The 12378-nt window shown below is 53.0% G+C and carries 11 protein-coding genes and 1 pseudogene; 10 read left to right on the top strand and 2 right to left on the bottom strand.

Going from position 1 to position 12378, the window contains the following annotated elements; translation table 11 throughout:
* Positions 1-165 precede the first annotated feature (165 nt).
* From P6910_RS02860 to P6910_RS02850, 3 genes are all read left to right on the top strand, one after another.
* A complete protein-coding gene (locus P6910_RS02860; RefSeq protein ID WP_317144780.1) occupies positions 166-1338 on the top strand; it encodes an ankyrin repeat domain-containing protein in 1173 nt (390 codons plus the stop codon).
* Between the two features lie 358 nt (positions 1339-1696).
* Positions 1697-2917 (top strand): ankyrin repeat domain-containing protein, encoded by a 1221-nt coding sequence (locus P6910_RS02855; protein ID WP_317144779.1) that lies wholly within the window; start codon positions 1697-1699, stop codon positions 2915-2917.
* Between the two features lie 240 nt (positions 2918-3157).
* Complete coding sequence (locus P6910_RS02850) at positions 3158-3394, top strand: hypothetical protein (protein ID WP_317144778.1); 237 nt, start codon at positions 3158-3160, stop codon at positions 3392-3394.
* Here P6910_RS02850 and P6910_RS02845 read toward each other — a convergent pair.
* Positions 3391-3828, bottom strand: a pseudogene (locus P6910_RS02845) (DUF29 family protein); the annotation flags it as partial. The gene P6910_RS02850 and the pseudogene P6910_RS02845 sit on opposite strands and share 4 nt — an antisense overlap.
* A gap of 43 nt (positions 3829-3871) precedes the next feature.
* Positions 3872-4339 (bottom strand): DUF29 domain-containing protein, encoded by a 468-nt coding sequence (locus P6910_RS02840; protein WP_317144777.1) that lies wholly within the window; start codon positions 4337-4339, stop codon positions 3872-3874.
* 52 nt (positions 4340-4391) lie between these two features.
* Between P6910_RS02840 and P6910_RS02835 the strand changes: the two genes are divergently transcribed.
* The 7 genes from P6910_RS02835 to P6910_RS02805 all read left to right on the top strand — a co-directional run bounded on the left by P6910_RS02835 (position 4392) and on the right by P6910_RS02805 (position 12377).
* Positions 4392-4796, top strand: coding sequence for a hypothetical protein (locus P6910_RS02835; protein ID WP_317144776.1), 405 nt, complete (start codon positions 4392-4394; stop codon positions 4794-4796).
* Between the two features lie 283 nt (positions 4797-5079).
* Positions 5080-5616: an ankyrin repeat domain-containing protein gene (locus P6910_RS02830; protein ID WP_317144775.1), complete on the top strand. Its 537-nt coding sequence runs from the start codon at positions 5080-5082 to the stop codon at positions 5614-5616.
* Between the two features lie 396 nt (positions 5617-6012).
* On the top strand, positions 6013-7191 hold the full coding sequence (locus P6910_RS02825) for an ankyrin repeat domain-containing protein (protein ID WP_317144774.1): 1179 nt from the start codon (positions 6013-6015) through the stop codon (positions 7189-7191).
* A gap of 358 nt (positions 7192-7549) precedes the next feature.
* Positions 7550-8725, top strand: coding sequence for an ankyrin repeat domain-containing protein (locus tag P6910_RS02820; protein WP_317144773.1), 1176 nt, complete (start codon positions 7550-7552; stop codon positions 8723-8725).
* Positions 8726-9083: 358 nt separating this feature from the next.
* Positions 9084-9809 carry an ankyrin repeat domain-containing protein gene (locus tag P6910_RS02815; RefSeq protein WP_317144772.1) on the top strand — a complete coding sequence of 242 codons (726 nt, stop codon included), beginning with the start codon at positions 9084-9086 and terminating at the stop codon, positions 9807-9809.
* A gap of 86 nt (positions 9810-9895) precedes the next feature.
* Positions 9896-11791: an ankyrin repeat domain-containing protein gene (locus P6910_RS02810; protein WP_317144771.1), complete on the top strand. Its 1896-nt coding sequence runs from the start codon at positions 9896-9898 to the stop codon at positions 11789-11791.
* A 415-nt stretch (positions 11792-12206) separates the two neighbouring features.
* Positions 12207-12377, top strand: a complete 171-nt coding sequence (locus P6910_RS02805; protein WP_317144770.1) for a hypothetical protein — start codon at positions 12207-12209, stop codon at positions 12375-12377.
* The last annotated feature ends 1 nt before the right edge of the window (position 12378 follow it).

The following is a 12378-nucleotide window of genomic DNA, read 5'->3' as shown; positions in this document are numbered from 1 at the left end:
GATCACTGTCCTATTTGTTTGGCTCACTTTCATGGCCGAAGTGTCGCGCCTGTGGTCGTCAAAACCCAATGTTGTGGTCACCGCTTCGATCTGGACTGTATTTCGAGGTGTTTTGTTAATCAGCCCATCGGCTCACGCCGGTGCGCGATGTGTCGGCAAAACCCGATGCCTGTGGTGAATCAGAACACCAGTGAATCTCACCCGGATAATTTTTTCCCCGATCAGACGTTTTATCTTGCCTGTTTAAACGGGGATCTGGATCAGGTAGAGAGGTCTCTGGCAGAAGGGGTCAATGTCAATGCCGTTATGACTGCTGATTTCACTGCCTTGATGTTGGCATCCAGCGGCGGGCACACGGATGTCGTCGAACGCCTGATCAACGCTGGGGCGAACCTTGATGCTGCCCGTTCGAATGGTGCCACCGCACTGTTCATCGCTGCTGAGTACGGTAATACCGACTGCTTGAAACGCCTTATCAATGCCGGGGCGGATCTCAACGCCCGGAATGAGGGTGGTGCCACCCCGCTGTTCGTTGCTGCTGCGAAAGACAATACCGACTGCGTGGAACTCCTGATCAACGCCGGGGTGGATGTCAACACCGCTTTGACGGATGGCGCCACCCCGGTGTTAATCGCTGCTCAAAAAAATAACACCGAATGCTTGCAACTCCTGATCAACGCCGGGGCGGATCTCAACGCTGCCCTGCTGGATGGCGCCACCCCGCTGTTTATCGCTGCCCAACAAAATAACATCGAATGCGTGCAACTCCTGATCAACGCCGGGGTGAATCTCAACGCCCGGGCTGAGGATGGCGCTACCCCGTTGTTAATCGCTGCCCAAAAAAATAACACCGAATGCGTGCAACGCCTGATCAACGCCGGGGCGGATCTCAACGCTGCCCTGCTGAATGGCGCCACTCCGCTGTTCATCGCTGCCCTGAAGGGCAATACCGACTGCGTGCAACGCCTGATCAACGCCGGGGCGGCTCTCAACGCCCGGGCTGAGACTGACGCCACCCCGCTGCACATTGCTGCTGCGAATGGCAATACCGACGTCTTGAAACTCCTGATCAACGCCGGGGCGGCTCTCAACGCCCGGGCTAAGACTGACGTCACCCCGCTGCACGTTGCTGCTGCGAATGGCAATACCGACGTCTTGAAACTCCTGATCAACGCTGGGGCGGATCTCAACGCTGCCCTGCTGAATGGCGCCACTGCGCTGTCCATCGCAACCGAGATGGGCAATACCGAGTGCGCGAAACTCCTCATCAACGCTGAGGCAGAGATGGGAACAGAGGCAGAGAAGGAAACAAAAGAAAAGCGTCATGCTGTCCGGTAAACAGGGCTCTCAGGTGTTCCCATCTTCTGAGTTTTTGAAACAGGTGATTATTTGGCCACAGCAAACTTTGATAGCCATATAAATGAACTAACATGCTTTTTTGTGTATAACCCACAATGCTTATTGACCAACACAGATGTTCTACTTATGTGTGGCATTGCTCGCTACCCTCTCCCCATGGACACTGAAGGCCAATCACTGTCCTATTTGTTTGACTCCCTTTCATGGCCGAAGTGTCGCGCCTGTAGTCGTCAAAACTCAATGTTGCAGCCATCTCTTTGATCTGGACTGTATTTCGAGGTGTTTTGTTGATCAGCCCATGGGCTCACGCCGGTGCGCGATGTGTCGGCAAGACCCGATGCCTGTGGTGAATCAGAACACCAGTGAATCTCACCCGGATAATTTTTTCCCCGATCAGACGTTTTATCGTGCCTGTTTAAACGGGGATCTGGATCAGGTGGAGAGGTCTCTGGCAGAAGGGGTCAATGTCAATGCTGTTATGACTGCTGATTTCACTGCCTTGATGTTGGCATCCAGCGGCGGGCACACGGATGTCGTCGAACGCCTGATCAACGCTGGGGCGGATCTCAATGCCCGGACTGAGGATGGCGCCACGCCGCTATTAATCGCTGCCCAGGAAAATAACACCGAATGCGTGCAACGCCTGATCAACGCCGGGGCGGATCTCAACGCCCGGACTGAGGATGGCGTCACCCCGCTATTCATCGCTGCCGAGGAAAATAACACCGAATGCGTGCAACGCCTGATCAACGCCGGGGCGGATCTTAACGCCCGGACTAAGGATAGTGCCACCCCGCTGTTGATCGCTGCACAAGAAAATAACATCGAATGCGTGCAACGCCTGATCAACGCTGGGGCGGATCTCAACACCCGGACTGTGGATGGCGCCACCCCGCTATTCATCGCTGCCCAGAGAAATAACACCGAATGCGTAAAACGCCTGATCAACGCCGGGGCAGATCTCAACGCCCGGACTGTGGATGGCGCCACCCCGCTATTCATCGCTGCACAAGAAAATAACACCGAATGCATGCAACGCCTGATCAACGCCGGGACGGATCTCAACGCCCAGACTGAGGATTGCGCCACCCCGCTATTAATCGCTGCCCAGGAAAATAACACCGAATGCGTGCAACTCCTGATCAACGCCGGGGCGAATATCAACGCCCGAAATGAGAATGGCGCCACCCCGATATTCTTTGCAGCCATAAAGGGCAATTCCGACTGCGTGAAACGCCTGATCAACGCCGGGGCAGATCTCAACGCCCGGACTTCGGATGGCATCACCCCGCTGTTCATGGCTGCACAAGAAAATAACACCGATTGCGTAAAACTCCTGATCAACGCTGGGGCAGATCTCAACGCCCGGACTTCGGATGGCACCACCGCGCTGTTCGTCGCTGCACAAGAAAATAACACCGATTGCGTGAAACTCCTGATCAACGCTGGGGCAGATCTCAACGCCCGGACTTCGGATGGCGCCACCCCGCTATTAATCGCTGTCCAGGAAAATAACACTGACTGCATGCAACTCCTGATCAACGCCGGTGCGAGGTAGTGAACACGGGCAAAGAAGGGAACAAAAAAGCGTTGTGTTGTCCACTGAACATGGCTCTCAGGTGTTCCCATCTTCTGAGTTTTTAAAACAGGTGATTATTTGGCCACAACTAATTTTGATGGCCATATAAATGAACTACCATTCCTTTTTTTGTATCCAACCCACACTACTTATTGACCAACACAGATGTTTTTCTTATAGCAGCAGGCTGACAATTATGTTGATCGTGCCAAGTTCGGCATGTTGGGCAGCCTTGCCGGTGCCGGTGTGGCCTGGGGCAGCAAGGACAGTCTGAGGACAGGCTTGATGAATCTTGGCAGAAGCCCACAGGGTCAGGGTTTGCAGGAGATTAACTCAACAGCCCCATTGGAAAGCCAGAGCAATCAGGCGGCGGTTCAGCAGAGTGCCCAGAACCAGGGCGGGGTCTTTGGCACCATTGGGACGGTGGCGGGGATTGGAGCTGCTGCGCTGTTTTAATCGCCGGAGAGCCAGTCTTCAGTCGTTATCTGGTCGAAAGTCCATGGGCATTCCTTGGGAAAACTGTTCTTGTTCAGGCGTTGTGCTTCGTTTCCGGCGTAATTGTTCATCTCTTTGATGGCCTGCTTTTTAGCGTCGATGTAAGCCTCAGCCAATAACCCATCAATCAGAGGCTGAAGGTGTGGGTGTTTTCTAACCTGCTGTTTAATCGCTGATCGGGAGTAATAAATACTTGGCATCCATTTCTGAATAACATGCCGCTCTACCCACAAATCTTGCAGAATCCGTTTCTGATAGTCGCACTTTAAAAGATGCAAAAGCGAAATTGACAAATGAGACTCCAAAGTGTCAGCGTCATTGCCCATCTCGTGCTCCATCGCCTCCAACAGATTGTCGATGTCAAATTTGTCAAACTGGCGATGAGCCAGTAACTCCCGCTGCTGGCTGAGTCATTGGTGATAATCGGTGTGATATAAGCTACTCATGGTCAGCCTCCGGCAGCCAGTCTTCAGTCATGACTTGTTCGTAGGTCCATGGGCATTCAGGCGGGAAAGCGTCGGGTTTGCACTGCATTTCTCTGGCGGCCAGCTTTCGGGCATAGTCGTAAGCATCAAGAAAAATCTCATCCAGTTTGTTGTGCAAGCCGGGATTCTTTTTTAATTCCTTATGAACAGCATCACGCTGTTTACCCATACTCACTAGCCAGCTTCGGAACCATTGTTTCATGTCATAAAAATCATCCTTACTGGCCTGCATCTGCCATTTAAGAAGGTGCATGAGTAATTGTTCCAGGCAACTCTCAAGGGCACGGTGACGAGCTTTGCCCATGTCCTCAACTTCCTCGATAAGGTTGTCTAAATCAAGTTCATCGAAACGGCCTTGCCTGATAAGCTCAGCTTGCTCAAGGGACCATGTGTAGAAATCAGTGTCGTACAAGTTTTCCATAAAATACCTCCATTGCCCTACCACTGTAGGCAAATAACAGAAGGGAATCAAAATGAATTACCAAAGCACAGACGCCTTTGCCGGGGGCTTTGCCCGTGGTTTTGGGCTGGTCAATTCGGCCATTGATGCCAAGGAGAACCGTCAGTATCGCAAAGAAATGATGGGGATGCAGAAAGGTTTGCATGATCGCAGGATTCAGAAAAAGGACATGCACGATAAAGTCAATGTGCTTCAGGCATTGCAGCATTTGAGCGCAAGCGACGATCCGGCAGAACGGCAACTGGCTCAGGATATTTTTGCCCAATCCAGCAACGGCGCTGCTGGTGACTTGCTCGCTACCCTCTCCCCATGGACACTGAAGGCCGATCACTGTCCTGTTTGTTTGGCTCCCTTTCATGGCCGAAGTAAATTATTCAGCCGCAGCGGACTTTATAACCACACAAGTGAACTTACGTAGTGTTCTTATGTCTAACCTCACCACATTATTGACTGACACAGATGTTCTACCTATGGATGGCATGGCTCGCACTCTTCTTCCCGTGGGAACTGACGTAACGTCGGAGCCCGATGTCTGTCCTATTTGTTTGGCTCATTTCCATGGCCGCGATGTTTCGCCAGTGGACGTCAAAACCCAATGTCTAACCCAGTGCGGCCACCACTTCCATCTGGACTGTCTTTCGAGACAAGTTGTTTATGAACCGATCGGCTCACGCCGATGCGCGATGTGTCGGGCATGCCCGATGCCTGTGATGAATCAGAACACTGGTGAATCCCACCCGGATACATTTTTCCCCGATCAGGGATTTTATGATGCCTGTTATGACGGGGATTTGATTCAGGTGGAGAAGTCACTGGCAGAAGGAGTCAATGTCAATGCCGTTATGATTGATGATTTCACAGCCTTGATCATAGCATCCAGTGAGGGGCACATAGACATCGCCGAACGTCTGATAAAAAACGGGGCGGACGTCAATATTGCTCGAACCACGGATGGCGCCACCTCGCTGTTCTACGCTGCACAACAAAATAACACCGACATTGGGAAACTCCTGATCGACTCCGGGGCGAATCTCAACACCCCCCGGACTTCAGATGGCGCCACCCCGCTATTCTTCGCTGCACAAGAAAATAACAACGACTTTGTGAAACTCCTGATCGACGCAGGAGCGGATCTCAACGCCGCCAGGACTCCGGATGGCACAACTCCGCGGTCCATCGCAACCAAGATGGGCAATAGCGAGTGCGTGGAGCTCCTGACCAACGCCGGAGCAAGGTAAGGAAGGGATAACAAGACAGGCCTTGTGCTATCGGGTAAACAAAGCTTTCAGGTGTTCCCATCTTCTGAGTTTTTGAAATAGGTGATTACTTAGCCACGGCAAACTTTGATAGGCACACAAATGAACTATCATCCTCTTTTGAATTCAGGCCCCACTACTTACTGACTAGCACAGATGTTCTACTTATGGATGGCATTGCTCACTGCCTTCACCCCATGGACACTGAAGGCCAATCACTGTCCCATTTGTTTGGCTGACTTTCATGGCCAAGGTTTAGCGCCTGTGGTCGTCAAAACCCGATGTTGCGGTCAACGCTTCGACCTGGACTGTATTTCGAGGTCTTTTTTTAATCAGCCCATCGGCTCACGCCGGTGCGCGATGTGTCGGCAAAACCCGATGCCTGTGGTGAATCAGAACACCAGTGAATCTCACCCGGATACATTTTTCCCCGATCAGACTTTTTATCTTGCCTGTTTAAACGGGGATCTGGATCAGGTGGAGAAGTCTCTGGCAGAAGGGGTCAATGTCAATGCCGTTATGACTGCTGATCTCACTGCCTTGATGTTGGCATCCAGAAGCGGGCACACGGATGTCGTCGAACGCCTGATCAACGCTGGGGCGAACCTTGACACTGCCCGTTCGAATGGTGCCACCCCACTGTTCATCGCTGCTGAGTACGGTAATACCGACTGCGTGAAACGCCTGATCAACGCCGGGGCGGATCTCGACGCCACCCTGTCGGATGGCGCCACCCCGCTATTAGTTGCTGCCGCGAAAGGCAACACCGAATGCGTGGAACTCCTGATCAAAGCGGGAGCACTTCTCGACGCCCAGACTTCGCAAGGCGCCACCCCGCTGTTCATCGCGTCACAGGAGGGCAATACCGACTGCATGAAAATGCTGATCAACGCCGGGGCAGATCTCAACGCACGGACTGAGGATGGCGCTACTCCGCTGTTTATCGTTGTCCAAAAAAATAACATCGACAGCCTGAAAATCCTGATTGAAGCCGAGGCAGATCTCAACATCCGGATTAAGAGTGGTGCCAGCCCAACGTTCATCGCAGCCCAGAACGGCAATACCGACTGCCTGATACTCCTGATCGAAGCCGGGGCGGATCTCAACGCCGCCAGAATTGAGGATGGCGCTACCCCACTGTTCATCGCTGCTCAGCAAAATAACATCGATAGCCTGAAAATCCTGATCGAAGCCAAGGCAGATATCAATGCGCAATTTGAGGATGGCGCCACCCCGCTGTTCATCGCTGCACAAGAAAATAACACCGAATGCGTGCAACTCCTGATCAACGCCGGGGCGGATCTAAACGCCAGGACTTCGGATGGCACCACCCCGCTGCTCATGGCTGCTCAGCAAAATAACATCGACAGCCTGAAAATCCTGATCAACGCCGGGGCGGATCTCGATGCCGACAGGACTTCGGACGGCGCCACCCCACTGTCCATAGCACTCATGATGGGCAATACCCACTGCGTGAGGCTCCTTATCAACACCGGGGAAAAGCAGGCTGCAGGGGCGGTCAAGGAAACAGAAGAAAGATCTTGTGCTATCCAGTAAATACACCTTTCAGGTGTTACCACCTTCTGGGTTTTTGAAACAGGTGATTATTTAGCCACAGCAAACTTTTATAGACACATAAATGAACTATCATCCTTTTTTGAATTCAGGCCCCACTACTTACTGACTAGCACAGATGTTCTACTTATGGATGGCATTGCTCACTGCCTTCACCCCATGGACACTGAAGGCCGATCACTGTCCCATTTGTTTGTCTTGCTTTCATGGCCGAAGTGTCGCGCCTGAGGTCGTCAAAACCCGATGTTGTGGCCACCTCTTCGACCTGGACTGCATTTCGAGGTCTTTTTTTAATCAGCCCATCGGCTCACGCCGGTGCGCGATGTGTCGGCAAGACCCGATGCCTTTGGTGAATCAGAACACCAGTGAATCTCACCCGGATACATTTTTCCCCGATCAGACTTTTTATAATGCCTGTCTTCACGGGGATCTGGATCAGGTGGAGAGGTCTCTGGCAGAAGGAGTCAATGTCAATGCGGTTATGTCTGGTGATTTCACTGCCTTGATGTTGGCATCCAGCTGGGGGCACACGGATGTTGTAGAACGCCTGATCAACGCTGGGGCGAACCTTGACGCTGCCCGTTCGAATGGCGCCACCGCACTGTTCATTGCTGCTGAGTTCGGTAATACCGACTGCATGAAACGCCTTATCAACGCCGGGGCGGATCTCAACGCCCGGACTTCGTATGGCAGCACCCCGCTGTACGTTGCTGCTCGGAAGGGCAATACCGACTGCGTGGAACGCCTGATCAACGCTGGGGCGGATCTCAACGCCCGGAATAAGAATGGTGCCACCCCTCTGTACATCGCTGCCCAAAAGGGTAATGTTGACTGCGTGGAACGCCTGATCAACGCCGGGGCGGATCTCAACGCCACCCTGTCGGATGGTGCCACCCCGCTATTAGTCGCTGCCGCGAAAGGCAACACCGAATGCGTGGAACTCCTGATCAAAGCGGGAGCACTTCTCGACGCCCGGACTGAGGATGGCGCCACCCCGCTGTTCGTCGCGTCACAGGAGGGCAATACCGACTGCATGAAAATGCTGATCAACGCCGGGGCAGATCTCAACATCCGGATTAAGAGTGGTGCCAGCCCAACGTTCATCGCAGCCCAGAACGGCAATACCGACTGCCTGATACTCCTGATCGAAGCGGGGGCAGATCTCAACGCCGCCAGGATTAAGGATGGCGCTACCCCACTGTTCATGGCTGCTCAGCAAAATAACATCTACAGCCTGAAAATCCTGATCGAAGCCAAGGCGGATATCAATGCGCAAATTGAGGATGGCACCACCCCGCTGTCCATCGCTGCACAAGAAAATAACACCGAATGCGTGCAACTCCTGATCAACGCCGGGGCGGATCTCAACGCCAGGACTTCGGACGGCGCCACCCCGCTGTCCATCGCAACCGAGATGGGCAATACCGAGTGCGTGAGACTCCTCGTCAACGCTGAGGCCGAGATGAGAAAAGAAGCAGTGAAGAAAACAAAAGAAAAGCGTCATGCTGTCCGGTAAACAGGGCTCTCAGGTGTTCCCATCTTCTGAGTGTTTAAAACAGGTGATTATTTGGCCACAGCAAACTTTGATCGCCATATAAATGAGCTAACATGCTTTTTTGTATCTAACCCACACGGCTTATTGACCAACACAGATGTTCTACTTATGTGTAGCATTGTTCGCTAGCCTCTCATCATGGACACTGAAGGCCGATCACTGTCCTATTTGTTTGACTCCCTTCCATGGCCGAAGTGCAGCGCCTATGGTCGTCAGAACCCAATGTTGTGGTCACCGCTTCGATCTGGACTGTATTTCGAAGTGTTTTGTTTATCAGCCCATTGGCTCACGCCAGTGCGCGATGTGTCGGCAAAACCCAATGCCTGTGGTGAATCAGAACACCAGTGAATCTCACCCGGATACATTTTTCCCCGATCGGACATTTTATCTTGCCTGTTTAAACGGGGATCTGGATCAGGTGGAGAGGTTTCTGGCAGAAGGAGTCAATGTCAATGCCGTTATGACTAATGATTTCACTGCCTTGATCTTGGCATCCAGCAGAGGGCATACTGATGTCGTCGAACGCCTGATAAACGCTGAGGCGAACCTTGACGCTGCGCATTCGAATGGTACCACCGCACTGTTCATCGCTACCCAGGAAAATAACACCGAATGCGTGCAACGCCTGATCAACGCCGGAGCGAATCTCAACGCCCGGAATGAGTATGGCGCCACCCCGCTATTCATCGCTGCCCAGGAAAATAACACCGAATGCGTACAACTCCTGATCAACGCCGGGGCGGATCTCAACGCCCAGGCTAAGAATGGCGCCACCCCGTTGTTCATGGCTGCCCAAAAAAATAACACCGAATGCGTGCAATTCCTGATCAACGCCGAGGCGGATCTCAACGCCCGCACTGAGATTGGCGCCAGCCCGCTGCACGTTGCCGCTACGAAAGGCAATACCGAGTGTGTGAAACTTCTGCTCATCGCAGGGGCGGATACCAACGCCGTCTTGTCGGATGGCACCACCCCACTTGCCATCGCAACCAAGGTGGGCAATACCGACTGCGTAGAACTCCTGACCAATGCCGGGGTAAGGTAAGGAGGGGAAAACAAGAAAGGCCTTGTGCTATCCAGTAAAAACATGCTTTTTTGCATCCAACCCACACTGCTTATTGACCAACACAGATGTTCTACTTATACGTGGCATTGCTCGCTACCCTCTCTCCATGGACACTGAAGGCCGATCACTGCCCTATTTGTTTGACCCATTTCCATGGCCGTGTTGTAGCACCCGTGGTCGTCAAAACCCAATGTTGTGGCCAGCTCTTTGATCTGAACTGTATTTCCAAGTGTTTTGTCGATCAGCCCATCGGCTCACGACGGTGCGCATTGTGCCGGCAAGACCCGATGCCTGTGTTGAATCTGAACACTGGTGTAGCTCACCCGGATACCTTTTTCCCCGATCTGACGTTTTTTCGTGCCTGTTTTGAAGGGGATTTGGAGGTGGTGGAGAAGTCACTGGCTGAAGGAATCAATGTCAATGCCCATGACATTACGAATGATGATTTCACTCCCTTAATGATGGCATCCATCGGGGGGCATACAGTGGTCGCCGAATGCCTGATCAACGCCGGGGCAAATCTCAACGCCGTCTGTAGGAGCGGTGCCACCGCATTGTTCATCGCTGCAGAAGAAAATAACACTGACTGCGTGAAACTCCTGATCAAAGCCGGGGCGGATCTCAACACCCGGACTAAGGATGGCACTACCTCGCTGCTCGTCGCTGCCCAGAATGGCAATACTGACTGCGTGAAACTCCTGATCAAAGCCGGGGCGGATCTCAACACCCGGACTAAGGATGGCACTAACTCGCTGCTCATCGCTGCCCAGAATGGCAATACCGACTGCGTGAAACTCCTGATCGAAGCCGCGGCGGATCCCAACACCAGCTTGCCGGATGGCAGCACTTCGCTGTTCATCGCTGCTGCGCAAGGCCATACCGACTGTGTGAAAGTCCTGATCGAAGCCAAGGCAGACCTCAATGCCCAGACTAAAAATGGCCCCACTGCGCTGTTCGTTGCTGCCCAGGAAAATAATACCGACTGCGTGAAACTCCTGCTCAACGCCGGGGCGGATCCTAACGTCCGGACTGAGGATGGCACCACCCCGCTGATCATCGCTGCTGCGAGAGGTCATACCGACTGCGTGAAAGCCCTGATCGCAGCAGGGGCAGATCTCAACGCACGAAATAAGAATGGCGTCACCCCACTGTTCATCGCTGCACAAAAAAATCACATCGACTGCGTGAAACTCCTGATCAACGACGGAGCAGATCCCAACGCCACTCTGCCGAATGGCTGCACACCACTGCTCAGCGCCGCTGCGTTTGGTCATACCGACTGCGTAAAACTCCTGATCAACGCCAGGGTGGATCTCGACGCCACCTTGTCGGATGGCGCCACCCCGCTGTACATCTCAGCCCAGAATGGCAATACCGACTGCCTGGAAGCCCTGATCGAAGCCAAGGCTGACCTCAACGCCAGGAATAAGGAAGACAGCACCCCACTGCTGATCGCTGCTGCGAAAGGCCATACCGACTGTGTGAAACGCCTAATCAATGCCGGGGCCGATCTCAACGCCCAGACCAGGGATGGCGCCACCCCGCTGTTCATGGCTGCACAAGAAAATCACACCGACTGTGTGAAACGCCTGATCGAAGCCAAGGCAGACCTCAACGTCCGGACCAAGGCTGGCGCCACAGCACTGATCATCGCTGCCGAGGAAAATAACATCGACTCCCTGAAACTCCTGATCGAAGCTGGGGCAGATCTCGACGCCAAGACTAAGGATGACAGAACCCCCCTATTCATGGCAGCCGGAGAGGGCAATACCGAGTGTGTGAAACTTCTGATCAGGGCCGGGGCGAATCTCAACGCTGCTCTGCCGGATGGCAGAACCCCGCTGACCATCGCAACCGCGATGGGCAATTCCGACTGCACGAAACTCCTGATCAATGCCGGGGCAGAGTTCGGAACAGGGGCAGAGAAAGAAACAAAAGAAAGACGTTATGTTGTTCAGTAAACACGGCTTTCAGGGGTTCCCATCTTCCGGTTTTTTGAAATGGGTGATTATTTGGCTACCGCAAATTTTATAACTATGTAGCTGAACTATTTTACTTTTCTTGTGTCCAACCGGCATTGCTTATTCACTAACACAGATGTGTACTTATGGACGGCATTGCTCCCAACCCTGTCCCTAGCAGCCTGTCGGACTTAAGACTGTCCTACGCGGCAACTGCTCCTGCGTTGCTCTAGCTCCTGCATCCGTGCAGTCGTGCGGTTGCGATAAATTGGTCTAAAAATTCCTGCCTCTTCGTCAAATAGCCTCGCTATTCTCCTCAGAAGCAGAAATTTTTATCCTCAATTTCTCGCAATCCTCGCTACGGGCGCTTAAGTCCGACAGGCTGCTAGGCCGCACTGCTTATTGACTAGCACAGATGTTCAAAGAAGAGCCGGACACCCGCCTTCTGGCCCTGCTCCACGCCGAGCAGGATCAGCAAGAACTCTGCGTCAGCCGGTTGAATCGATTTCTGATTGTCGGAGCCCGTGAAGTGGCTTTTCTGCTGGCTGGGGATCTGGTGAAATCAAAGCAGGGGGAGACCGCATGAG

The sequence above is a fragment of the Endozoicomonas sp. 8E genome (genome assembly GCF_032883915.1).
Lineage (GTDB): Bacteria > Pseudomonadota > Gammaproteobacteria > Pseudomonadales > Endozoicomonadaceae > Endozoicomonas_A.
This window is presented reverse-complemented; position numbering and strand designations above follow the sequence as displayed.

Excerpts from the sequence above, each read along its gene's own strand:
- P6910_RS02860 (WP_317144780.1), top strand. The coding sequence starts at position 166 with ATGCCTGTGGTGAATCAGAACACCAGTGAATCTCACCCGGATAATTTT.
- P6910_RS02855 (WP_317144779.1), top strand. The coding sequence starts at position 1,697 with ATGCCTGTGGTGAATCAGAACACCAGTGAATCTCACCCGGATAATTTT.
- P6910_RS02850 (WP_317144778.1), top strand. The coding sequence starts at position 3,158 with ATGTTGGGCAGCCTTGCCGGTGCCGGTGTGGCCTGGGGCAGCAAGGAC.
- P6910_RS02840 (WP_317144777.1), bottom strand. The coding sequence starts at position 4,339 with ATGGAAAACTTGTACGACACTGATTTCTACACATGGTCCCTTGAGCAA.
- P6910_RS02835 (WP_317144776.1), top strand. The coding sequence starts at position 4,392 with ATGAATTACCAAAGCACAGACGCCTTTGCCGGGGGCTTTGCCCGTGGT.
- P6910_RS02830 (WP_317144775.1), top strand. The coding sequence starts at position 5,080 with ATGCCTGTGATGAATCAGAACACTGGTGAATCCCACCCGGATACATTT.
- P6910_RS02825 (WP_317144774.1), top strand. The coding sequence starts at position 6,013 with ATGCCTGTGGTGAATCAGAACACCAGTGAATCTCACCCGGATACATTT.
- P6910_RS02820 (WP_317144773.1), top strand. The coding sequence starts at position 7,550 with ATGCCTTTGGTGAATCAGAACACCAGTGAATCTCACCCGGATACATTT.
- P6910_RS02815 (WP_317144772.1), top strand. The coding sequence starts at position 9,084 with ATGCCTGTGGTGAATCAGAACACCAGTGAATCTCACCCGGATACATTT.
- P6910_RS02810 (WP_317144771.1), top strand. The coding sequence starts at position 9,896 with ATGTTCTACTTATACGTGGCATTGCTCGCTACCCTCTCTCCATGGACA.
- P6910_RS02805 (WP_317144770.1), top strand. The coding sequence starts at position 12,207 with ATGTTCAAAGAAGAGCCGGACACCCGCCTTCTGGCCCTGCTCCACGCC.